This window comes from Erwinia persicina NBRC 102418, from assembly GCF_001571305.1.
In the GTDB taxonomy this organism is placed as follows: domain Bacteria; phylum Pseudomonadota; class Gammaproteobacteria; order Enterobacterales; family Enterobacteriaceae; genus Erwinia; species Erwinia persicina.
Genome location: NZ_BCTN01000005.1, coordinates 100,933 through 122,699, shown reverse-complemented (window position 1 = coordinate 122,699; position 21,767 = coordinate 100,933). Strand labels below are relative to the sequence as shown.

General features: G+C 55.6%; 21 protein-coding genes. 7 read left to right on the top strand and 14 right to left on the bottom strand.

Annotated features, from left to right (window positions below):
* Positions 1–812: 812 nt before the first annotated feature.
* From EPE01S_RS07540 to EPE01S_RS07505, 8 genes are all read right to left on the bottom strand, one after another.
* Complete coding sequence (locus EPE01S_RS07540; protein ID WP_084344170.1) at positions 813–1,340, bottom strand: fimbrial protein; 528 nt, start codon at positions 1,338–1,340, stop codon at positions 813–815.
* A 14-nt stretch (positions 1,341–1,354) separates the two neighbouring features.
* The gene (locus EPE01S_RS07535) at positions 1,355–1,831 is read right to left on the bottom strand and encodes a fimbrial protein (protein ID WP_062744016.1); all 477 of its coding nucleotides are present in this window, start codon (positions 1,829–1,831) and stop codon (positions 1,355–1,357) included.
* Between the two features lie 14 nt (positions 1,832–1,845).
* A complete protein-coding gene (locus EPE01S_RS07530; protein WP_062744013.1) occupies positions 1,846–2,346 on the bottom strand; it encodes a fimbrial protein in 501 nt (166 codons plus the stop codon).
* Positions 2,347–2,356: 10 nt separating this feature from the next.
* Complete coding sequence (locus EPE01S_RS07525; RefSeq protein ID WP_062744135.1) at positions 2,357–2,959, bottom strand: fimbrial protein; 603 nt, start codon at positions 2,957–2,959, stop codon at positions 2,357–2,359.
* Between the two features lie 86 nt (positions 2,960–3,045).
* The gene (locus tag EPE01S_RS07520) at positions 3,046–3,795 is read right to left on the bottom strand and encodes a fimbria/pilus periplasmic chaperone (RefSeq protein ID WP_062744011.1); all 750 of its coding nucleotides are present in this window, start codon (positions 3,793–3,795) and stop codon (positions 3,046–3,048) included.
* A gap of 6 nt (positions 3,796–3,801) precedes the next feature.
* Positions 3,802–6,348: an outer membrane usher protein gene (locus EPE01S_RS07515; RefSeq protein WP_062744008.1), complete on the bottom strand. Its 2,547-nt coding sequence runs from the start codon at positions 6,346–6,348 to the stop codon at positions 3,802–3,804.
* A 52-nt stretch (positions 6,349–6,400) separates the two neighbouring features.
* Positions 6,401–6,946 carry a fimbrial protein gene (locus tag EPE01S_RS07510; protein ID WP_062744005.1) on the bottom strand — a complete coding sequence of 182 codons (546 nt, stop codon included), beginning with the start codon at positions 6,944–6,946 and terminating at the stop codon, positions 6,401–6,403.
* Positions 6,947–7,039: 93 nt separating this feature from the next.
* Complete coding sequence (locus tag EPE01S_RS07505) at positions 7,040–7,564, bottom strand: fimbrial protein (protein ID WP_062744003.1); 525 nt, start codon at positions 7,562–7,564, stop codon at positions 7,040–7,042.
* Positions 7,565–7,994: 430 nt separating this feature from the next.
* Between EPE01S_RS07505 and EPE01S_RS07500 the strand changes: the two genes are divergently transcribed.
* The 4 genes from EPE01S_RS07500 (at position 7,995) to EPE01S_RS07485 (ending at position 11,090) form a co-directional block, all read left to right on the top strand.
* Positions 7,995–8,777 carry a transcriptional regulator gene (locus tag EPE01S_RS07500; RefSeq protein WP_062744001.1) on the top strand — a complete coding sequence of 261 codons (783 nt, stop codon included), beginning with the start codon at positions 7,995–7,997 and terminating at the stop codon, positions 8,775–8,777.
* A complete protein-coding gene (locus EPE01S_RS07495; RefSeq protein ID WP_062743999.1) occupies positions 8,774–9,229 on the top strand; it encodes a FidL-like protein in 456 nt (151 codons plus the stop codon). The genes EPE01S_RS07500 and EPE01S_RS07495 overlap by 4 nt, the downstream gene beginning before the upstream one ends.
* 402 nt (positions 9,230–9,631) lie before the next feature.
* Positions 9,632–10,393 carry a 2-dehydro-3-deoxy-D-gluconate 5-dehydrogenase KduD gene (kduD, locus tag EPE01S_RS07490; protein ID WP_062743996.1) on the top strand — a complete coding sequence of 254 codons (762 nt, stop codon included), beginning with the start codon at positions 9,632–9,634 and terminating at the stop codon, positions 10,391–10,393.
* Between the two features lie 58 nt (positions 10,394–10,451).
* A complete protein-coding gene (locus EPE01S_RS07485) occupies positions 10,452–11,090 on the top strand; it encodes an RpiB/LacA/LacB family sugar-phosphate isomerase (protein WP_062743994.1) in 639 nt (212 codons plus the stop codon).
* Positions 11,091–11,161: 71 nt separating this feature from the next.
* On the opposite strand, the gene EPE01S_RS07480 is transcribed toward EPE01S_RS07485, so the two are convergent.
* Together EPE01S_RS07480 and EPE01S_RS07475 are read right to left on the bottom strand one after the other, a co-directional pair.
* Positions 11,162–11,482, bottom strand: coding sequence for a cupin domain-containing protein (locus EPE01S_RS07480; RefSeq protein ID WP_062743992.1), 321 nt, complete (start codon positions 11,480–11,482; stop codon positions 11,162–11,164).
* 3 nt (positions 11,483–11,485) lie between these two features.
* On the bottom strand, positions 11,486–12,667 hold the full coding sequence (locus EPE01S_RS07475) for an oligogalacturonate lyase family protein (protein WP_062743990.1): 1,182 nt from the start codon (positions 12,665–12,667) through the stop codon (positions 11,486–11,488).
* 516 nt (positions 12,668–13,183) lie between these two features.
* Here EPE01S_RS07475 and EPE01S_RS07470 point away from each other — a divergent pair.
* The 3 genes from EPE01S_RS07470 (at position 13,184) to EPE01S_RS07460 (ending at position 17,610) form a co-directional block, all read left to right on the top strand.
* Complete coding sequence (locus EPE01S_RS07470) at positions 13,184–14,758, top strand: MFS transporter (protein ID WP_062743988.1); 1,575 nt, start codon at positions 13,184–13,186, stop codon at positions 14,756–14,758.
* An 85-nt stretch (positions 14,759–14,843) separates the two neighbouring features.
* Positions 14,844–16,886: a right-handed parallel beta-helix repeat-containing protein gene (locus EPE01S_RS07465; protein WP_062743986.1), complete on the top strand. Its 2,043-nt coding sequence runs from the start codon at positions 14,844–14,846 to the stop codon at positions 16,884–16,886.
* Positions 16,887–16,929: 43 nt separating this feature from the next.
* Positions 16,930–17,610, top strand: coding sequence for an oligogalacturonate-specific porin KdgM family protein (locus tag EPE01S_RS07460; RefSeq protein ID WP_062743984.1), 681 nt, complete (start codon positions 16,930–16,932; stop codon positions 17,608–17,610).
* A gap of 104 nt (positions 17,611–17,714) precedes the next feature.
* On the opposite strand, the gene EPE01S_RS07455 is transcribed toward EPE01S_RS07460, so the two are convergent.
* Genes EPE01S_RS07455 through EPE01S_RS07440 form a run of 4 tightly spaced genes read right to left on the bottom strand, consistent with a single transcriptional unit; the run spans position 17,715 to position 21,746 of the window.
* Positions 17,715–18,695 carry a metallophosphoesterase gene (locus EPE01S_RS07455; protein WP_062743981.1) on the bottom strand — a complete coding sequence of 327 codons (981 nt, stop codon included), beginning with the start codon at positions 18,693–18,695 and terminating at the stop codon, positions 17,715–17,717.
* 12 nt (positions 18,696–18,707) lie between these two features.
* The gene (locus EPE01S_RS07450) at positions 18,708–19,535 is read right to left on the bottom strand and encodes a carbohydrate ABC transporter permease (RefSeq protein WP_167550582.1); all 828 of its coding nucleotides are present in this window, start codon (positions 19,533–19,535) and stop codon (positions 18,708–18,710) included.
* Positions 19,536–19,543: 8 nt separating this feature from the next.
* Complete coding sequence (locus EPE01S_RS07445; RefSeq protein WP_062743979.1) at positions 19,544–20,455, bottom strand: carbohydrate ABC transporter permease; 912 nt, start codon at positions 20,453–20,455, stop codon at positions 19,544–19,546.
* Positions 20,456–20,465: 10 nt separating this feature from the next.
* On the bottom strand, positions 20,466–21,746 hold the full coding sequence (locus tag EPE01S_RS07440; RefSeq protein WP_062743977.1) for an ABC transporter substrate-binding protein: 1,281 nt from the start codon (positions 21,744–21,746) through the stop codon (positions 20,466–20,468).
* Between the last annotated feature and the right edge of the window lie 21 nt (positions 21,747–21,767).

Below are 21,767 nucleotides of genomic sequence, written 5' to 3'. Positions count from 1 at the left end.
CTGGGGGTTGAGCTTTTATACAAAAACGGTTTCCGGCATTCGCTGCTACAGTCGCATCGTAGACACCGGTTGGCGTTGTTATGGTCGGTGTACCGGCCGAAGACATATTGCCTTGCCCGAACATAACGCATTCTCCGCCAGGCTGGGCCCCAGTGTGTTTACCCCATGTTGACCCGAAACTACACCTCTCAGGGTTGGCAATGGTCCAATCCCCTGTATTGGGATGGGCCAGATTACAATTGCTCATGCTGGGACTATGATCCCGCGTGGGAGCCCATATGCAACCTATGAAGTTTCCCGGAGGAAATCCGTCGTCACAATGAATCCCAAACGGTGCTAAAGGTAGTCCCTCGACTGCCTTAGTCTGGGGGATCCCAATCTCGATCATGGCGACAGTCCCGCTGTATTCAACATACTGAGAACAAGGGCCTTTGGAACCGTCTTCACACGAGGTAATTTGGGCGCTAATCAGTGTAGGAAAAACGATGGCCCTGCACGCCTCGGAGTAGCCAAGTCCCATAAAAGTAATGGCAGCAACCCAGGCAGCCAGTGTGTATTTCTTCACGTTTGTGTGCATTCATACTGTCCGGTTTAGTTGAGATGAGTGTCGATAACCGCCTGTTGGCGGGTCTGCTCGTAAAGCCGCGCGCGTTGCGCACGATGGTTTTCCCACGATCTGGGCGCTATGGTGGTTCCCGGGGGGGGAAGCCATTTACCAGCCAGTCAAACCCCTGTGCAATCCTGTCCAGTTACGTCTTTTGCTAGTGGGTTTCAAAACCGCTCCGCTCAAAAAATTCATGCCGCCGCGCGGCTTATTCATATTCCAGGCTAAAGGTTGCCACCGCGCTGAACGGCCCGCGTTCGATGGTTTTATGCTTCAGCGCCTCCGGTTCACCCTGCACATAGGCGCGCGCCGTCAGAATGTTGGTCCCGCTGACCAGTGCCTGCGCCTTGCCCGGCTGGTTAACTGGCAGCGGCTCGCCCTGCGGGGTTTCCATACCGATGGCGATGCCGCTGGCCTGGCTGGCGCCGTTCAACGCCAGCAGCCCCGGCATTGCCGCGCTTTCATTGCCGCTGAACGTCACCCTGACCGTTTTGCCCAGGCTGAGATCGCACTGCGCCAGATGCAGCCTGAATGTCTGACCCCGGGTGCGGGTATTTATATACAGGTACTTGTCGAGTACCGTGTCAAAATCCAGCACCACCGTTTCATCGCCCGGCGGGATCACGCAGGGTTCGGCGACCAGCGCGCCGTGCAGGCGCATATTCTCCGCCGCCAGGCTCAGATGGCTGCACAGCAGCAGTACCGTCGCCGCCCCCCAGGCCCCCTTGTTAAGCATGGTTTTTCTCCGGTTCATTGGTACACCGCCAGCAGGGTGGCCGTGGCTTCAAACGCGCCTTCCTTCAGCACGGTGCCCGGCCGTTTCACCGGAACGGCTTCCAGCATGGGCAGTGCATTGAGCGTGACAGGGATCGGCTTATTAAGAACAAATTTCCTGCTGTTGATCAGCAGACGGACGGCCAGATTGTCCACGTTGCTTGCAATTGCCGCCTCGTCGTAATCCGCCGGCGTGCCGGCCACTTCCAGCGTCATGCTCCATTTCCCGGCACTGGGGCTGCAGGTGATGCGGTAGTTCACCTGCTGCAGGTAGTTAACGCCGTCTAGCTTGGTGACCCCGACTTTGTCGCCGAAATCAACCTCCACCTCGTCGCCGTCGTTGATGGTGCACGGCGGCGGTTCGATCAGCGTGCCGGAAAAACGCATGTTGTCCGCCGCCGCTGCCGGGCCGCCGAGGGCCATTAACAGAATAATGCTGCCGTATCGCGCCATTGCCTCAGCCCCTTTCACTGGTATTCCACCTTCATGGTTGCCCCGGCGGAGAAGGCCCCGCCGCTCAGCGTGGCCCCGGCCTGTTTGACCGGCACCACCTCAAACGTCGGCATATTGGGGTAGGTAAACTTCACCCAGCTGTTGATTGGCTGCCGGTTGCCGTTGTACAGCAGCGCCACCCCCAGATCGTCCATATTGGTTTTCAGCACCTTGCTGTCAAACCCCGCGCCGGTCCCCTGAATCTGCATTTTCATCGCATTGTCCGGCGCGTTTTTGCACTCCACCGAGTACACCACCGACTGTTTCCTGTAGCTGCCATCGATGCGGTTGGTCATCACGTCATTGCCGAAATTCACTTCGATCAGGTTATTGTTATTAATCACGCACGCCGGCGGTGCCACGATGGTCACCGACACCTTGATGGTGGAGCTGGCCGCCTGCGCCAGTGGGCCGTAAAACAATACCAGTGCCGCCAGTACGCAGCCGGATAAACACTGTCTGTACGTTGCCTTCATGCCCCTTCCTCTAGTCATAGCTGAGCTGGAAATCTGCCACCGCCGCATAGGCGCCGGGCAGCAACGGCGCGCGGGTGCGTTCCGGCGTAATGCGGTAGTTCAGCGCATTTTGCCCCACCGCCAGCGCCAGCGGTGCGCCGCGGCTGCCGGGGCGGATATCCCTGCCGTGCTCGTCGGTGATGCGCAACGCCAGCCCGGAGGCACCCTGCACCTTTAACAGTTCAGGGTTATCGGCATCCACCGGGGCGATAAAGCGGACCGACACCGCCGGCTGATGGGCGTTCCACAGCAGGTTGCCCGTCTGTTGATCCCGGTTGGCTGCGGGGCTGCGCAGGCAGTCGCGCAGCTGCAGCTGCACATTTACCGGCTCGCCACGATCCCCGGCCTTTGCCAGCTGTGCCGTAGAGGTACTGCCCAGCCACACCGACTGGTACGCGCTTGTCATCTCCAGCCGGCAGACGCTTTCGGTCAGTTCGCCGCGTACCTGCAGCACGCCGTGGGCACCGTCCACCTGCCAGTTATCCGCTGCCGAGGCGGCAGGAAGCAGCCACAACAGTACCCAAAGGCACAGCGGCAGCATGATCAGAGCTATCAGCATCACCAGAATTTTCATTGCGGTATAGAGGGTGCAGCCCTCGATGACAAACCACGGAGAATGTTTATGTATCATTGTGTTCCGCCTGTTGTGTGCGTGAGCTGTTATTTACGGCCCGCAGCGACCTGGCAGCTTGCGCCGTGGCAGCTGAAAGTCAGCTGCGGCCGGCCGCCGTAGTCGTTGACGTAGGTCAGGACTGGTGTGTTGCCCAGCGCCGGGGCGGCCACCTTAAGGGGGGCGCTGCTTTTCGGCGCAACCATCAGCGGTTCAAAGCCCGGCGCGCTGGCACCGCCTTTTTTGCTGCTGGCATCGACCAGCGTGACGTAATAGGGCGTCGGGTTATTCACCTGGTAGCTGTCGCCCTGTTTGGTCAGGGTCAGTTTTTCCTGCCAGGGTGCACTGGACTGCGGGTTGGTGACGGCAATCGCGTCTGGCCGGTAGAACAGCTTGATACGGGTTTGCAGCGCCAGCTGCAGCGTATTCGGCTTAGTGCTCTTCGGCGGGATTTCACGCAGGTTAAAGTAGAACAGCGTTTCGCGATCCTGCGGCAGCGTGCCGACGGCCGGCAGCCCCTGTACTTTTATCTGGCTTTTGGCACCCGGCTCCAGGCGCTGTACAGGAGGCAATACGGTTAACGGGTTGCTGATTTTTTTGCCGCTGGCGTCTTCAATCCAGCCCTGCGCCAGGTAAGGTAACTGCTTGTTCTCATTGCTGATGCTCATGCTGGTGGACTTGTCATTGCCATTAAAAATAATGCGGGTACGATCCAGCGAAATAGCGGCTGTTGCCTGCTGGGCGCACAGCAGGCCCGTCAGGCCGCCGGCAATTAATGTCACTACAGGGTTAGTTTTCATTGCTCTCTACTCTTCAAAAGTGGGTTTAGCCTTGCCGTGTGATAACGGACGGCAAGGCAGTAACAGATTGCTCAATTGGTCCGGTGACAGCGTCTGCGGCAGGGTAAACCCGCACTGCTCCGCGCCGCCCCAGCTCAGGCTCATCGCTTCCCCGGCGTTGATGCCGCTCAGGTACACTTCGCCGTTGTCGCTGATAATGCCCACCTCCTGCTGCTTAAGGTTGCGCACCGTGGCGCCAAACGGGGGGGCAGAGCCGTCGGCCAGCCGCACCACCGCCATTGCCTTCTCGCCGGCAATGACATCGAAGTGCCGGTAGCCAATGGCACCTTCGGTCAGGGTGGCCTGCGCCACGCTCTGGCTGACGTCGGCGTTTTCCGGCAGCGTGTTCAGATCGATGCTGTACTGGTTGCGGTAGTAGCTGCCGACATCCACCACCACCGCCTTGCCGAACGCATTGGTCCGGGTCGGTGAGCTGTAACCGCGGATCGGGATCCCCGGTACACCGTCGGTATCCAGCAGCATGCGGGTACCGCCGCTGACGCTGTTGCGGTGTAAAGCCGCCCCTTTCAGGGTGGCGGTCGCGCCGCCCTGCAGCGACAGCCCCAGCGAGCTGTACTGCCCGGCCTGATAGCTGCCACTGGCGTTTACCTGGCTGAGATCGCCGCTGTGGCTGTAGTAGCCGCTGGCGGTCGAGCCGCTGCGCGCAGTACCGACGTTCACCTGATAGGTGTCGCGCTCATTGAGCCGGTCGTAATAGCCGACCTGATGAGTGTTATCCGTGCGGTTGTAGCTGCCGCTGTAGCTCAGTGAGCCATTGTTGCCCCACGGCAGCGACAGCGACAGGTACATGCCGTCGTCGCTGGCGCCGTTATATTTGTTGCGATAGCCAGTCAGCGACAGGCTGATATTGCGAAAATGCCCCAGATCGAAATAGCGCGACAGCGTCAGGTTGTAACGATCGTTCGCCGGCCGGTCCCAGTAGGTCTGGTGGTTGTAGTTGAGATAAGCACTCAACCCCAGATCACGGAACTGCTGGTTAAAGGTGATGGTGTACATCTCTTTGCTGCTGTTGATCCGCGTACCGTCGCGGCGTGCATCCAGGTATTCGCCCATCGACATATAGTTGCGCTCCGAGAAGCGGTAGCCGGCAAACGTCACCTGGCTGTCATAGTCGTCAAAGCGCTTGGAATAGCTCAGGCGGTACGAGCCGCCGCTCAGGGTGCCCTGCTGAGGCAGGCTGGCACGTGACTGAGTGACGTCGAAAGACAGGGCGCCAAACATCATCAGGTCGCGGCCCATACCCAGCGCCAGCGCGTTGTAATCACCGCCGGCCACGCTGCCGCCGTACAGCGACCAGCCGTTGCTTACGCCCCAGGAAAACTCGCCGGTGGCGAACAGCGGTCCGTTACTGTGGTGCTCCCAGTCCGCCGGCCGGCCGGCCGCTACCTTGTAACGCACGGAGCCGGGCCGGGTCAGATATGGAATGCTGGCGGTGTCCATCTTGAATTCCTGCACGCTGCCGTCCTGCTCTTCCACCCGCACGTCCAACTGACCGCTGACCGCATCGTTAATGTCCTGAATGCGGAACGGCCCCGTTGCCACCTGAGTTTCATACAGCACGCGGCCCTGCTGGCGAATAATCACCCTGGCGTTGCTGCGCGCGATCCCCGTCACCTCCGGCGCATAGCCGCGCAGATTGGGCGGCAGCATGTTGTCGTCGGTCACCAGGCTGGCACCGGCAAAACGTACGCTGTCAAAGATGTCGGAGTTTAAATAGTCCTCGCCCATCGTCAGCCTGGCACCCAGCTTCGGCAATGCACGGTAGGCGTAATAGCGACTCCAGTCCCAGCTGGTGCGGGTCGGTTCGCCGGAGCCGCCCTGGTGATCCAGCCGCGACTGCCAATCTGCCCGCAGCCGCCAGGCCCCCAGGTTGCCGCCCAGCGTGCCGTTACCGCTGAGGTTATAGTTCTGCGTGCCCTGCCTTTGCTGACGCTGGCTTTGCGCATTCAGGTTGTAATCAAACAGCAGCCCCGGGATCCCCTCGTCCCAGCGCGAGGGCGGATCCCAGTTTTCTGCGGTGTATTCCAGATATGCCTGCGGAATATTCAGGTACAGGGCTGCTGCGCCTAAATCGGCACGCACTTGCATCCCCTCCAGGCTGCGGGGGTTCAGACACTGGTTTTGGTGCCACCAGGTCAGTTTCAGTAATGCCGCCTCTTTAAACCCCAGTTGTTCAGCCAGCTGCGGCGTAATACAGGCTTCACTGCCTTTGGCATCGTCATCCGGCGGGTAAAACGCCACCGACTGTTCCGGTAAAGTCTGTTTATTAATATGGATGGTGAAAAGATAATCACCGGGCATAATAAAGTTGCCGCGGGAAAACTGTTCGAGGTCAATGTTGGCCCGGTCCGTCACATCCAGTACGTCGGTATTGAATTCAATATCCTCGGCCACGGAATACGTGCTGTTACTCGTAAGTATGGAGGTGATTAACAAAACCAGAATGCGAGGTTTCATTTTTCCCTTACAGCCGTATGACGGAATAGTCGACATCCAATGACCCTTATCAATAGTTATTTAAATTTTTTCTTCTGTTCAGAGAAGGTTAGTAATAATCCATCTTGAAACGCACGGTGGAGGAATAGCTTCCCGCTTCGAGTATCTGATGGTTTCCAATCAAACGAAGCCCGTAATGAAATTCCATGTTGCCTGGCTGAATGTCATTCTTATCCATGGGGATACCCGGGATGGCAATATTTCCTTTTCCATCTGAAATTTGAAGGCCAATGCCTTTCGCATTACCATTAATAGCAAAAAGACCGGCATCACTCCTGCCGTCAAACGTCACTTTAAAATATTGCCAGTCATCAAGTGTCGGATTGAGTTTTTCCAGAATACAATTCACAAGCTTAATGCTGAAGGGATTAACATCCCCTTGCCCATCGCGGATAATCTGACTGACAGGAAGCGTCGTCATAATAATCGTCTGATCTACACTTTTTGTATCAATGGCACAGGCTGAAGCGATAATTTGGCCATTGACGGTCACCTCACCGCGTCCCTGATTAGCGGACATAGCCAGATGAGAACACAGTAAAAGTTGGATGAAGACTGAATGCTGTAAAATTCGTTTTCCCCGCTGTGAAACCATATGTTATCCCCGGGTCACATTAGGTGGACCTGTTAATAAGCAGCATGCGGGTTATCCCGCATGCAATTAACTGTGCTAGAGGTTCACACGGTCTTACTGGTAAGACAGGGTAAAGTCGGCAACAGAAGTGAATCCACCCGGGGTGATGGCCGCTGAAGCACCGTCACCCTGCAGGTGAGCACTGAAGCGCAGAATCGTATCGCCATCTTCGATTTTCTGCGTTTTACTGGCTTTGTTCAGTGGCAGCAGTGAGCCGTCAATATCATTGATCGCGATGCTGGCACCACGCGCGGTACCTCTCATCGCCAGCAGGCCTGGTGCAGATTCAGATTCAGCACCTGTAAAGGTGGTGGTCACGTTTTTCGCTGTCTGTACATCACAGCCAACCAGGCTGATCAGGATATCCTGCGGCGTAGATTTCCCGCCGTTTTTCAACTGAGCTGAAGCGACGTCACCCAGCTTAACAGTCTGATCATCTGTGCCTGGATCAATAGAGCAGGGTGCGTCAACGATTGAACCTTTAAAATTCACAGTACCAGAACCCTGGTTAGCCGCGTGAGCCATTGAGACAGTCGCCAGAGTCATTGCTGCAGCCAGCATGATTTTATTCATTTTCATCAAGTTAATTCCTTATAGACAATAAATTAAAGAAATTCCTCGCATACATGACAGAGAACTTTCTTACTATCTTTCGTATGCAATAGGGAGATTTTTCCTACGCTAGTATTCGCCTAAACAAAGTATTGAACGCATTTGGCGAGGTGGAAATGATAGGGCTATCGAGAGCAAATCAGCAATATAAACTATATAATTCCTAATCTACGATATTAAACACCAATTATTACGGCATTGTTATTTGTATGTTCTGTTTTTTTTGTTCGTTTTATATATTAGATGGGTGTAAGCCATCTGGATAAAAATCAATAAATCATCTTTCATGGGGGTTTATTTTACATCAGCCTATATTTTTCTTGAAAAGGGGAATTTTTAACATAGGATAATGCCTCCTTGATTTCTTTGATTTATAAAAACAGAAAAGAAGATAAAAATGAAATATATCATAAATGATAAGTTTATATTTAATCCGAATGATCTTGTTTTATTTGACAGCAAGCATCCTGAGATAGTAACAAAGATAAAAAAACCAGTTGGTCGCTTATTGTTGGAGCTATTGCACAATAATAAAATCAACGTATCCAGAGATTATTTACTGGAGAAAGTCTGGTCCACTAACATGTTTACCGCGTCTAATGCGGGGCTCAATAACTACATCAGTGAGCTTCGTAAGGCATTTAGTTTGGTTGGGTGTGAGGATGATATTATTATCACGCTGCCGAAATTCGGGTTTAGGTTTGAGGCGGATGTGGCTTCGTACAGTTTATCAGAAGATCATTCAGATGATATTAACCTGAGTAACGATGCTGAACCTTCGGAACCTGATGAACAAATTCAGCCTAAAAAATCATTTCCTCCTAAGGCAATTAAATTTCTTCTCATTGCTTCAGGCATAATGGTTATCATTATTTTCTTATGGATGGTATTAAAAAAGGATGAGGTTCATCGTCTCGAGAAGATTGCCAAGGTAGGCCAGTGTGATATTTATTCGATGAGTAAGGTCTATTTTAAAGATGAGACAATATCGTACATCAAAAAAACGCTCGATCAAGAGGGTTTTGACTGTACCAACCGTCAGCTCGACGTTTTTTACATAGAAGACAGGATTAACAGAAAAAGGGTGCGTGCGGATCTGGTCTCGGTGTGTGCCAGAAATCCTGACCAGAATTATAATTTTTGTTTTAATGTGAAAAATCAAAGGAATAATGCAAAATGATTAAAAACATAATTAACACTTTCTTTATTTTATTTATCTCTTTCGGCGCGAGTGCAGATGAGTCGTTCAAGTGCATATCTCAGTATAAAACTCATGTAGAGGACGACACTGAGTCGGTCAATTTTGAAGGAAGAATTACCGTGTTTCTTCAAAATGATAATAACGGGTTTTTTAGCCTGGCAGGACACGTCAGTACTAAAGATAACCACTATCTTTTGTCCCGGACTGCCAACTTCACACTGGCTTCGCAAGAGGTCAATCAGGTGAAAAAAGTAAATATTATCAAGGTTATAAAACATCCTACTGATACGACTCCTGAGGACATCTGGATGGATTATATTTTGCCAGAATTACCCGGCATCGACTTTCATATAGAGATATGGTCCCTCAAGGATAATCTGATACTGATCAAATCGATCAATACTGGCTATCTTGTCTGCGCCAAGACATGATCCTTAAGATTTCTCTCTGATTGTTCTTACCTGACCCCTCACGGCTTAACTTTACGTGACGTTTCGATCGCTGAGGGGTCCCATGACTTTAACGATATCGATCTCTGCCCTGATAACACAGGTATGCTGATTTTCATCCGGTTATCGCTGCCGTATAACATCCCTCACCCATGCTGCACTACTCTGCAATACATGACCTGGCTGTCCAGGCATACGATGATGTGATCCCCACGACAAAATTCAATCCTCAGGTTCATATAAAATGAAATGCTGTTTCATTTTGTTGAGTTTCTGCCATTTTGCCGTTAAGCTGTTTTTATCAGTTTTGGCATCGGGCACGCTCCGCCACCTGTCAGGGTCACGGAAAGCGCCTGAATATGTGGGTTAACTCAAGGAAACACCATGATTCTGGATAATTTCTCCCTGGCGGGAAAAGTGGCGGTGGTGACCGGGTGTGATACCGGTCTGGGGCAGGGGATGGCGCTGGGTCTGGCGGAAGCGGGCTGCGATATTGTCGGCATTAATATTGTTGAGCCGGTGGAAACCATTGAGCGCATCGCGGCCACCGGGCGTCGTTTTCTCAGCCTCACCGCTGACCTTAGCGATACCCAGGTCATTCCGGGTCTGCTGGAGCGTGCGGTCGCCGAGATGGGCCACCTGGATATTCTGGTGAATAACGCCGGGATCATCCGCCGTGAAGACGCTATCGATTTCAGTGAAAAGAACTGGGACGATGTGATGAATCTGAACATCAAGTCGGTGTTCTTTATGTCGCAGGCGGTGGCGAAGCAGTTTATCGCCCAGGGAACGGGCGGGAAAATCATTAATATCGCGTCGATGCTCTCTTATCAGGGCGGCATCCGCGTGCCCTCGTATACCGCATCGAAAAGTGCCGTGATGGGCGTCACCCGTCTGCTGGCGAACGAATGGGCGCAGCACAAGATCAACGTTAACGCGATAGCGCCCGGTTATATGGCCACCAACAACACGCAGCAGCTGCGGGCGGATGAAGCGCGCAGCGAAGAGATCCTCGGCCGTATTCCGGCCGGGCGCTGGGGCCTGCCGGCCGACCTGATGGGGCCGGTGGTGTTCCTCTCTTCCCCGGCATCAGACTATGTTAATGGCTACACCCTCGCCGTCGATGGCGGCTGGCTGGCCCGTTAATTTCCCTGTTTACTGACCTGCGGCAGCCAGGCCTGCCGCACACAAGAGGACGACGAATATGAAAATTGCACTGATGATGGAAAACAGCCAGGCGGCAAAAAACGCGATTATCCTGAAAGAACTGAACGCGGTTGCCGGGGAGAAAGAGTATCCGGTGTATAACGTCGGCATGTCTGACGAGCAGGATCACCACCTGACCTATATTCATCTGGGGATCATGGCCAGCATTCTGCTGAACTCGAAAGCGGTGGATTTTGTGGTGGCGGGCTGTGGCACCGGTCAGGGGGCGCTGATGTCGCTCAACCTGCATCCGGGCGTGATCTGCGGTTACTGCATTGATCCGGCAGATGCGTTCCTGTTTGCGCAAATCAACAACGGCAATGCGCTGTCGCTGCCGTTCGCCAAAGGCTTTGGCTGGGGTGCCGAGCTGAACGTGCGCTTTATCTTCGAAAAAGCCTTTGCAGGTGAGAAAGGTCAGGGTTACCCGGCCGAGCGTAAAGAGCCGCAGGTACGCAATGCGGGCATTCTCAATCAGGTAAAGGCAGCGATCGTCAAAGAAAACTACCTGGATACGCTGCGCGCCATCGACAAAGAGCTGGTGAAAACCGCCGTTTCGGGGGAACGCTTCCAGAAATGCTTCTTCGAAAACAGTCAGAACAAAGAGATCGAAAACTTTGTGCGTGAAATCCTCGCGTAAAATTTTTCCTTTTTTACGCGGATAAAAAAACCGGTGCTCTGTGAGCACCGGTTTTTTTTATGCCGGATAAATTACAAAAAATCCTGGCGCTGCGGGGTGAACGTATCCAGCAGCACCCCTTTCTCCAGGCAGACGCAGCCGTGAACGATGTCCGGCTTTTTATACAGCGTGTCGCCGGCGGTCACCTCGTGGGTTTCGTCACCGATGGTAAAGCGAAAGCGGCCGGACAGTACATAGGTCAGCTGTTCGTGGACGTGATGGTGCAGCGGGCCGACGGCTCCGGTCTCAAAGCTGACCTCTACCGCCATCATGCTGCCGCCGTGTGCCAGTACGCGACGGCTGACGCCGTCGCCTAAATCCTGCAGGGGTCTGTCCTGTCTGTAAATAAACACGGGTTAATCCTTCTGTAATGAGTGGCGAAGCGCGTCCGGGATCTCAGCAAGATAGAGCGCGGGCTGCCCTTCGTAATCGGTGGTGAACAACACGTGACGATCGTCTGGCGAGAAAGAGGGGTGCGGATGAGTCACCTGCCGGTCACCGTCCAGCACCTGCCAGGAGCTGTTATGTGCTGCCAGCGGCGCGTATTTCCTCGTGCGCGCGTCGAACAGGTACAGCCACGGGTCATTCTCAATGGTGTGGCTGGCGGTGTCCTTCACGTCCACCGGCGTTCCGGAGCCGTCACCGACCAGCAGCGTGCCGTTATCATTGCTCATCAGATGTGAGCAGGCAGGCATGGTCATCAGGCTGACGTCTTCACCTGTCTGTGGGTCAAAGCGGCGGATATGGCGGTCGTGCTGGCCTTTCAGGTAGGAAACATACATGAGCGCAGAGCCGTCCGGCACCCAGAACTCATGAGTGCAACTTTCTCCCGGAGCATGTTCCTTCACTTTCCGCACATTGCTGCCGTCTTCATTGACCAGCCACATCCTGGCGTCTACCAGGTCGTGCGGGCCTTCGTGGCAGAACGCCACGGTACTGTCGTCAAACGGCCGGTAGATCGGGTGGCCCAGCCATTCGTTTTTCTCGTGGATAACGTGTGACTGGCCGCTGTGCAGGTCAATGCGCAGCAGACGGCAGTGCGGGTTACTGTGGTAGAACGTCTGGAAAATTTTCCAGTCAGAGAGCGGCGTCCAGTCCCGGCGGTCGATCTCAATCCCTACCAGGCTGGTGCATTCGCTGTTGGCGACCCAGGTACCGTAGCCGACCCAGGCTTCCGGCACCTGATATACCGTTGTTTCGCTGTAGTCCGCCAGCGTGACGCGCTGCAGCAGGCTTTCATTTTTCACGTAATAAAGGTACTGGTCATCCGGGGAGAGGAAACCGCCAAAAGTATTATCTCCCGGGCCTTCGGTAAGCTGGACGGCCTGCTGTGTGCCCAGGTCGAGCAGATAATAGTTGCGGTGACCGTCAAACTCCCCGGCAAACAGCAGCTGGCTGCCGTCGCGGGTAAAGCATTTCTGGTAGAAGTAGTTGCGGTGGCACAGCACGTCAGGCGGCGTTAAACGCGTAACCCGTGCGCCGGTCTGCGCATCCTGAACGGTGTGGAAGTCGAATGAGATCTGAGAGCCTTTAGCCATGATTCACTCCATCGGTGGCAAGGGGTATCACCCGTGAGGGGGATAATCTTATTAAAATGAAATGGTGTTTCATAAATATGAAAACAGATTACCACTGTGACGAATGAAACAGCGGGAGTGGCTGACAGAAATGCTATGCGGATCACAAAAGTGCGGCATATTCTGCAGAAATGCAGGATGATCCCCCCGTCATGGGCGGTAAGACGTCGGCTTTGCAGCTTATGCCCGGTGATCCACTTCTTGTGCACTGTTGAATTTAAGTGACTGTATTGTAGTAAAAAATAACAGGCTTTTTACCGTGTAAAGCGTATAGAAACACGTGCGGAGAGAGGCAAATTGGATGTTTTACTATTAAGAATGCTACACGTATCGCAAATCTGTCTGAGAAATCACCGGCCGCTGTTTTAACTGTGAGTTAATTCACATCTATTCCGTCTGGAGATCTATATAAAACACCGTATCTATAAAAATAAAACAACGGTTCATTTTTATAAAATCTCTCTGGGCGGGGCTCACATGAACGCAGAAAAACCAATTCTCTTCAGACATCAGCTGGCATACGGCGGTGGTAATTTACTCGGTAGCGGGGCGCTGGCCATTGCCGGTATCTGGCTGCTTTACTTCTATACCACCTTTTGCGGGCTGACGCTGTTGCAGGCTTCAGCCATCTTCTCTGTTGCCAGCATCATTGATGCCATCAGCAATCCGCTGATGGGCTATCTCTCGGATAACTTTGGCAAAACGCGGCTGGGCAAACGCTTTGGGCGTCGCCGGTTCTTTATCCTGCTCGGTATCCCGCTGATGATGGTCTACCCGCTGCTGTGGGTGGAGGGCTTCGGTTTCTGGTACTACCTCTCTACCTACGTGCTGTTCGAGCTGATCTATACCTCGGTGATGGTGCCGTACGAAACCCTCGCCACCGAAATGACCACCGACTTCTCGGCGCGCTCTAAGCTGACCGGTTACAAGGCGATTTTCGGTAAAGTGGCCAACTTCCTCGCGGCATTTATCCCCGGCCAGTTCATCCTGATCTACGGCAAAGAGTCGGCAGAGCCGTTCTTCTTTACCGCGCTAACTTACGGAGTGATTTTATGCGTTGCAATGATCATGCTGTATATCTCCTCCTGGGAACGCCCGGTGGAAGAGACCACGCCGGTTGATGAGAAGAAAATGACGCTGGCGAAAACCATGGTGACGCTGGTGCGCGATATGAAGTCGACCTTCCATCTGCGCGTCTTCCGCAAGCATCTGGGCATGTACCTGTGCGGGTTTGGCGCGGAGTGGCTGTTTGCTTCGGTCTTCACCTACTTCATTATCTTTGTGCTGCAGTACGATCCGGCCATGGTGGCGGGATTAAGCAGTCTTAACTCCCTGTTACAGCTCTTCTCCACTGCCATCTTTATCGGTATCTGCGTGAAGCACGGCTTCAGCAAGCCGTACATTCTGGCACTGAGTATCGTGGTGTTCTCCGTGGTGTGTTACAGCCTGCTGCACTTCCTGCATCTGCCGCAGCAGTACGCGACGGCGGCGATGCTGGCCATCACCGTGGTGTTCGGCATCGGTACGGGTGGCGTGTACTACATCCCGTGGACGGTCTACACCTTCCTTGCGGATATCGATGAAGCCTTTACCGGCCGTCGTCGTGAAGGCATCTACGCCGGGGCGATGACCTTCTCCGGCAAGCTGATGCGCTCGGTGATTGTTTTCGCGATGGGCGCCATCCTCAGCTTCTATGGCTTCCAGTCTAAATCGCAGACGCAGCCGGAAAGTGCCGTTACGGCGATCGCGCTGGTGTTCTGCGTGGGGGTGATTGCACTGGCGCTGATGGCCATGGTCTTCAGCCATCAGATGAAGCTGAACCGCAAAACGCACCTGGTCGTGCTGGGTGAAGTCGCCAGGATCAAGGCCGGTGGCCTGATTGGCCACGTGCAGCCTGAGGTGCGTGCGGTGATGGAAGAGCTGATCGGCTACCCGTATGAAGAGTGCTGGGGCAACAGTAAAGTGTGCCGCAAAATCTTTGATACGCCCGCCGTTGAGGTGCTCCCCGTGGCAAAACCTGAATCGCTGGTGAGCCGCACGCAGCACCCGTAATCCTTCGTTTTTACCAACCCTTTACTGACTCTCCGACTGGCCGGGAAACCGGCCAGCGGCCCCCTGCGCATTGAGGATGGGAACCATGAACTGGGAACGTCAACTGTGTATCGTCACGTTGTCCCTCGGGCTGAGTACGCCCGCCGTCGCCGCCCTGCCGGACAGCAGCCGGCTGGTCTGGCACAGCATCACCTTCGGTCAGTCGACCGACGTTAATTTCGCCACCAACGTGCTGGCGGAAAAAATTGGCCGCAATGAAACCCGTCTGGCTGGCGGCGATCCCGTCCCGCCGGCAGGCAGTGCGCTGAGTGTCCCCTTTACGCTGGAAAGCCGGGGCGGCAAGGTCGGCAACAGCCACGACGGGCTGACGTATTACTACACGCGCCTGCCGGCGGATGCCAACTTCCAGCTGGACGCGGAGGTGACGCTTAACCAGTTTGGCCCGGAAAACGGTGCCAGACCGGCCGGACAGGAGGGCGCGGGCCTGCTGGTACGCGATATCCTCGGGCCGGCACGCTCCCCGGAGGTCATTCCTGGTAATGAAGAGCTCCCGGCCGCGTCGAATATGGTGATGAACACGGTGATGGCCGTCGGTGATAAGCCGCCAGTGGTGGCGCTGGTGGCCCGGCAGGGCGTGCAGCAGCCCTGGGGCAATACCGGCATTGGCATCGTGCGTGAGCCGTATCAGCCGCTGGCCAGCCCGCAACATTTTTCACTGCGCCTGAGCCGCACGGATGCCGGCTTTGAGGTGGCGTATGCCCCGCAGGGCAGCAGCGCGTGGATCAGTAAAACGGTGGCAGGTGCAGATCGCATCACGCAGCTGGATAAAGCGGGTTATTACGTCGGTTTTTTTGCCGCGCGCAATGCCCGTCTTACGGTTAATCAGGCCACGCTGACGCTCAGTGAGGCACATCCGCAGCCCGGCATCCCCTATGTGGCACCGCCGCTGAAGCCGCGCATCGAAGTGATGTCATCACCGGTGCTCACCCGTTCTGCCAGCCTTTTCCAGCTGCGTACTAACGGTAACGGCCAGATTGCGGTTGCACAGGGCAGTAACACGCTGCTCAGCCAGACGGTACACGGCGGGCAGGTGGTGACGGTGCCGGTACAGGCTACGGCGGGCGGTAGCGAGCTGACGGTGACGTTCACACCGGACAGCGGCCCGGCCCTGACGCAGATCCTGCCGGTTCGCCTGGCGAAGGTGAGCAATCCGCTGGTGCTGTACGCCTCAGTGCAGGGCGTGGCCGGCAATGACGGCTCGCCGCAGCATCCGCTGGACGTTGCCAGTGCGGTGAATCTGTTAGCCCCGGGAGGCACCCTGTGGCTGGCGGACGGTGACTACCCGGCCAGCGTGATACCGGCCACCGCCAGCGGCACAGAAAAACAGCCGAAAACCCTGCGTCCTCAGGGCCGCAGTGTGGTGTTTCACGGGCTGAAGCTTGACGGAAGCTACTGGCAGGTACAGGACATCACCGTGACGGAGAAAAGTTTTCATATTGCCGGCAGTTATAACCATATCGATCGCGTTCGCGCCCATCACGCCGACGATACCGGCATCTGGGTCGCCTCGCCGGAGGGGATTGGCCGTGCCCTGTGGGCCAGCCATAACCTGATCAGCAACTCGGAATCCTGGGGCAATCAGGATCCGGGGCGGAAAAATGCCGACGGCTTTGCGGTGAAAATGCGCGTGGGCGAGGGCAACCGGCTGGTGAACTGTTACGCGCACGACAACATCGACGACGGTTTCGACCTGTTCAATAAGATTGAAGACGGCGCGAACGGTCGCGTCACCATCGAAAACAGCCGCTCCGCGCATAACGGCAGCAACGGCTTCAAGCTGGGGGGCGAAGGCCTGCCGGTGGCGCATACGGTTCGCAACAGCCTGGCGGAGGAAAACGGCATGGACGGCTTCAGCGATAACTTTAATCCCGGCGCGCTGATAGTTGAGGGGAACCGCGCGCGGGATAACCGGCGCTTTAACTTCCTGTTCCGCCCGTCACCTTATGTCACGCCGGATCAGCAGGGGCACTTTCGCGGCAATATCTCGCAGCGGACGACACCGGGAAAATATCCTGATGTGGTCAGCGGCAATATCGCTGCCGGCAATGATTTTTATATGAGTAATTAACACGAAGTTCTAAAAAAAACATCAATATCTCTGGGATAACATAATGAAAAATAACAGACTGCTGCTCTGCGGTCTGCTGCTGGCCAGCGCCGGCAGTCAGGCTGTGACAATCGATCTTCGCCACGAGTGGCTGGATGACAGTAAACAACATAAAGACCGCGCCATGGTGTCGCACCGTTTTGCTAACGGCCTGGGTTTCTCGCTGGAGGCAAAGTGGAAATCAGGCGGAGATAATTCGAATAAAGCTTTTAATAATCTGGTGGATAACGGCACGGAAAGTACCGTCAGCTATCAGTACAAAGTGACGCCCGCCTGGTTTTTACAGCCGGGGTTTACGCTGGAATCCAGCTCTGACAGCAGCATCTATAAGCCGTTTTTAACCACCGGCTACCAGTTTGATAGCGGTATTTATTTTAACGTGCGCTATCGCTATGAATATACGCGCTATACCAAAGAAAATACCGACGATAAGAAAACTAACCGGGGTGAGTTCTGGCTGGGCTATCGTCTGGCCGACTGGCGCTTTGAATATAACTATATTTATAAGCACAGCGATCAGGTGTTGTATGACAACGATAAATGGGATTACGAGCAGGATCTGAAAGTGGCCTATAACATTAATAAGCAGTGGACGCCGTATGTGCAGGTGGGTGATGTCTCCGTCAGGAAAACGGCGGATGACCGGCAGACGCGGCTGCGCGTCGGCATTCAGTATAACTTTTAAGGCGGCTTAACCTGCGCCATAAACCGCCCGCCGGACGATCCTGCGGGCGGTTTTGTCATGTGCCGATCAGCGCCCGGCGCGGCAGACTGATGGGATAAGACCGGTTAGTCCGCCGGACTTGATGAGAAAGCGTCAGATTCGTGGATGTCTGCAGTCAGTATCCGGCTGATTTCGCTGCCATATCCCCGCACCGTCAGCACCCCATCCAGCAGCTCCACCACCGCAAACGGCACGTCTTCCGCGCCGTCGAGCATTCCTTTCATGATGATAAAGTCGGTATTCTCACGCCGCACGTAGCCGCCACGATGGTCGTGCCCGGTAAAGCAGGCGCGTACCTGATAGCGGCACAGCAGATCGGCCAGCTCGCCGCCGTTCCACAGAATATGCCCGGTATGCGGGGCCAGCGGATAGTGGCCGAACACCACCACCGTTTCTCCCAGCAGCCGGGCCTGTTTCAGTTGCTCCTCAATCCAGGCGAACTGGGCGCCGCCTACGGCACCGTTCCACAGCTGGCCCTGCGGCTGCTGACGAGCGATCAGATCGGCCAGCATGGCCTTCGCCTGCTGGCGGTCGTCGCCGTTACCCTGATTGCAGTACAGGCTGATGTCGTTACCGTCGAAAATAATAAAGCGGTAGCCCGCGAGGCGAAACTGATAATAGCTTTTTGGTAAACCGGCGGGGGGCGTGTGTGCCGACGTCAGGCGGTCGGAAATGACCTGTGCGTCATGGTTGCCGATGACCATCGCATGGGGGTGATGCAGCGTTTCATACAGCGGCAGCAGCGCCTGATAGCTCGGCCAGTGGCGATCCACCATGTCACCCAGGGTGACGACAAAATCGAGTGGCTGTCGGTTAAGGGCGGCGATCGCCTTCGGCAGCTTGTGCAGGGCGTGACGGTAGTAAAGATTTTTCGGCACGTCGGCATCAACGTCGGCGTACTGCGGGTCGGCCATCAGCCCAAAGCGCAGCGTGCGATCGGCCGGATGCGTGGCGCGCATCCGGGGTGGCTGGTACATCACGGCGGCAGCGCCCAGTGCCTGGCGTTGCAGGTCAGAAAGGGGGTGAGGCAGGGTGTCAATGGACATGATGAAACTCCGTTAGCGGATACCGGCACGCATAAAAGACTGAACAAACTGACGCTGGAAGACCAGAAACAGCACCAGCAGCGGTAACGAGGTCATCAGCGTTGCGGCGCCCACCAGCGCCCACTGCACGCCCTGCTCCGGCGCAGAGAAAAGCTGAAGCCCGACGGTAATCGGCCGCACGCTGACCGAGTCGGTGATCACCAGCGGCCAGAGGAAATCATTCCAGTGGAAGCTGATCGACACCAGGGCAAAGGCGATGTACACCGGCTTTGCCAGCGGCACATAAATACGACGCAAGATAGTCCAGCGGCTGGCACCTTCAACAATGGCCGCCTCTTCCAGCACCAGCGGGATGCTTTTAAAGGTCTGGCGCAGCAGAAAGATGGCAAATGCCGAGGCAAGGTAAGGCAGCGCAATACCCCACAGGCTGTCGCGCAGGCCCAGGGCGCCGACGGTTTTGTAGTTACTGAGGATCAGCACATCGGGGCTGATCATCAGCTGCAACAGGATCAGCGCAAACAGCAGGCCAGAAAATTTCAGCCTGAACCTGACCAGCGCATAGGCCGCCATGGTGGCCAGCACCAGTTGACAGATAACAATCATCAGCACCAGCAGCGTGGTGTTGAGAAAGTAACGGGCAAACGGGGCGGCATCCCAGGCGTCAATAAAGTTCTGCGCCGTCAGCGGTGAAAACAGGATAAAGGTGCCCTGATCGGACGCCGGGTGAACCGCCACCCAGATGGCCACCAGAATGGGTAAAAACCACAGCAGCGCCGCCAGCCAGATCGCCAGGTTCAGGCTCAGGCGGCCCACGGAAAACGGGCGTGCAGGACGTATCATCGTCAGGCTCATTGGTAGTGGGCTCGCTTATCCAGCAGGTGGAATTTGATGAGAGCCACCGCGCCGAGGATAACCAGCAATACCACGGTCATCGCGGAGGCGGCCGGTAAATCCCAGAAGCTGAAGGCGGTGCGGTAGATATAAAACAACAGCAGGCTGCTGCTGTTATTAGGCCCGCCGTTGGTCATGGCGATCACCTGATCGACGATGCGGAAGGCGTTCATCGAGGCATTGATCAGAATAAACAGCGTGGTCGGCATCAGCAGTGGCCACTGCACGCGGCGGAAGAAGTAGCGGCGGGATGCCCCCTCAATCTCTGCCGCCTCGCTCAGACGCGGGTCAATCTGCTGCAGCGCCGCCAGGTAGAAGATCATAAAGAATCCGGCCTCACGCCAGACGGACACCGCCATCAGGCTCCAGAGCGCGCTGTCAGGATCGCCCAGCCAGTTGACGGGCGGCAGCGAAAACAGCGCCAGCAGCTGATTCAGCAGCCCGAGCTGCGGCGTGTAAAAAAACAGCCATAAATTGGCGATGGCAATCATTGGCAGCAGCGACGGAATGAAAAAGGCGGCGCGGGTCAGCGCACTGCCGCGCAGGCGGCGATTAACCGCCAGCGCCATCAGCAGCGCCAGCCCCACCGCCAGCGGAATGGTGATCGCCGCGTACAGCAGGTTATTGCGCAGTGACAGCATAAAGATGTCGTCATCCAGCAGCGCGGCATAGTTATCCAGCCCGACAAAATGGGCCGGATGACCGTTGCGTGCGGCAGAAAACAGGCTCTCCCACATCGTCGCCACGGCCGGGTAATGGGTAAACGTCAGGAGAAAACCCAGCGCCGGGAGCAGCAGCAGATAACCGTAAATCTGCAGCGACAGGCCGCGCTGACGCGCGGCAGGGGCAGAGATATGAAACGTGCTCATCTTGTGCCCGTTACTGGTAAGGTTTCAGCAGGCGGTCGGCCTGCTTCTGCGCCGATTTCAGCGCCTGCTCAGGGGTTTTCTCCTGAGTGACGGCCGCTTCGATCGCATGGTTCAGGGCTTCCTGAATCTGTACGCTGTTATAGGTCGACAGCTCGGGCTGGGAGTATTTGAGCTGCTCACGTGCCACCAGAGCCTGCGGTACCTGCTTCACGTAATCCTGCATCACGGCGGTATCCCATGCTGCCGGGGAGGTGGCTACGTAACCCGTAGCGATACTCCAGCGTGCCGCCTGTTCCGGTGCGGACACCCAGCGGATAAAGGCCATGGCGGCTTTCTGCTGTTCCGGGCTGGCGTTTTTAAACACGTAAAGGTTGCCGCCGCCGGTCGGGCTGCCGCGCTGCGTTTTCTCTGGCAGCATGGCGACGCCAAACGGGAACTTTGCATTTTCACGTACCGTGGTCAGATTACCGGTGGTGGTAACCATCATGGCCGTTTTGCCGCTGATAAAGTCCTGTGGGGTGGTGCTCCAGGCGATAGCACCTTTAGGGGATACGCCCTCTTTCTGCCCAAGGTCGGTCAGCCACTGCAGGGTTTCAATATTAGCCGGCGTGTCGAAGGTCACGGCGGTGCCTTTGCCATTATCCAGACGGCCACCGTTGGTGGCAGCCAGCCCCTGGAAGTTCCAGTAGCCGTTCGGCGTGGACGGGATCTCAATACCCCACTGGCTCACGCCTTTATCGTCTTTCACCACCAGTTTTTTCCCGAAGTCGACCACCTGCTGCCAGCTGGCAGGCGGCGTATTGCCGTCGAGGCCCGCTTTTTCAAATGCCTGTTTGTTCCAGTACATCACCACGGTGGAACGCTGAAAAGGAATGCCCCAGACCTTGCCATCGATATGACGCAGGAAGGCCGGATAAAAACTGTCGATCCACTTTTTCCCTTCATCATTATTTGCCAGGTCGCTGGCAGCGCTGATGGCACCGGCGTCAATCAGCGAATAGGCCTCAATGTCACCAATTACTGCCATCTGCGGGGCGTTGCCGCCGCGAAATGCGGTCAGAGCCTTGGTTACCGTGGTGGCGTAATCACCGGTATAGACCGGCTGAATGCTGATGTCCGGATGCAGTTTTTCAAAGTCCGCGACCAGCGTATCGACGGTGTGGCTGACCTTGCCGCCCACCGCTATTGGGTAGTACATCTGTAGTTTCACCGGATCGGCGGCGAAGGCCGACGATGCCGCACAGAGCAGCAGGGCAGAGGTCAGACGTGAAAAATGGCGAACTGGAGACATGGTTTTCCCTTAGGCGATAAA

Excerpts from the sequence above, each read along its gene's own strand:
- EPE01S_RS07530 (WP_062744013.1), bottom strand. The coding sequence starts at position 2,346 with ATGAAGGCAACGTACAGACAGTGTTTATCCGGCTGCGTACTGGCGGCA.
- EPE01S_RS07450 (WP_167550582.1), bottom strand. The coding sequence starts at position 19,535 with ATGATACGTCCTGCACGCCCGTTTTCCGTGGGCCGCCTGAGCCTGAAC.
- EPE01S_RS07460 (WP_062743984.1), top strand. The coding sequence starts at position 16,930 with ATGAAAAATAACAGACTGCTGCTCTGCGGTCTGCTGCTGGCCAGCGCC.
- EPE01S_RS07455 (WP_062743981.1), bottom strand. The coding sequence starts at position 18,695 with ATGTCCATTGACACCCTGCCTCACCCCCTTTCTGACCTGCAACGCCAG.
- EPE01S_RS07515 (WP_062744008.1), bottom strand. The coding sequence starts at position 6,348 with ATGTCGACTATTCCGTCATACGGCTGTAAGGGAAAAATGAAACCTCGC.
- EPE01S_RS07485 (WP_062743994.1), top strand. The coding sequence starts at position 10,452 with ATGAAAATTGCACTGATGATGGAAAACAGCCAGGCGGCAAAAAACGCG.
- EPE01S_RS07520 (WP_062744011.1), bottom strand. The coding sequence starts at position 3,795 with ATGAAAACTAACCCTGTAGTGACATTAATTGCCGGCGGCCTGACGGGC.
- EPE01S_RS07500 (WP_062744001.1), top strand. The coding sequence starts at position 7,995 with ATGAAATATATCATAAATGATAAGTTTATATTTAATCCGAATGATCTT.
- EPE01S_RS07540 (WP_084344170.1), bottom strand. The coding sequence starts at position 1,340 with ATGCTTAACAAGGGGGCCTGGGGGGCGGCGACGGTACTGCTGCTGTGC.
- EPE01S_RS07525 (WP_062744135.1), bottom strand. The coding sequence starts at position 2,959 with ATGAAAATTCTGGTGATGCTGATAGCTCTGATCATGCTGCCGCTGTGC.
- EPE01S_RS07440 (WP_062743977.1), bottom strand. The coding sequence starts at position 21,746 with ATGTCTCCAGTTCGCCATTTTTCACGTCTGACCTCTGCCCTGCTGCTC.
- kduD (WP_062743996.1), top strand. The coding sequence starts at position 9,632 with ATGATTCTGGATAATTTCTCCCTGGCGGGAAAAGTGGCGGTGGTGACC.
- EPE01S_RS07505 (WP_062744003.1), bottom strand. The coding sequence starts at position 7,564 with ATGAAAATGAATAAAATCATGCTGGCTGCAGCAATGACTCTGGCGACT.
- EPE01S_RS07495 (WP_062743999.1), top strand. The coding sequence starts at position 8,774 with ATGATTAAAAACATAATTAACACTTTCTTTATTTTATTTATCTCTTTC.
- EPE01S_RS07535 (WP_062744016.1), bottom strand. The coding sequence starts at position 1,831 with ATGGCGCGATACGGCAGCATTATTCTGTTAATGGCCCTCGGCGGCCCG.
- EPE01S_RS07470 (WP_062743988.1), top strand. The coding sequence starts at position 13,184 with ATGAACGCAGAAAAACCAATTCTCTTCAGACATCAGCTGGCATACGGC.
- EPE01S_RS07465 (WP_062743986.1), top strand. The coding sequence starts at position 14,844 with ATGAACTGGGAACGTCAACTGTGTATCGTCACGTTGTCCCTCGGGCTG.
- EPE01S_RS07510 (WP_062744005.1), bottom strand. The coding sequence starts at position 6,946 with ATGGTTTCACAGCGGGGAAAACGAATTTTACAGCATTCAGTCTTCATC.
- EPE01S_RS07475 (WP_062743990.1), bottom strand. The coding sequence starts at position 12,667 with ATGGCTAAAGGCTCTCAGATCTCATTCGACTTCCACACCGTTCAGGAT.
- EPE01S_RS07445 (WP_062743979.1), bottom strand. The coding sequence starts at position 20,455 with ATGAGCACGTTTCATATCTCTGCCCCTGCCGCGCGTCAGCGCGGCCTG.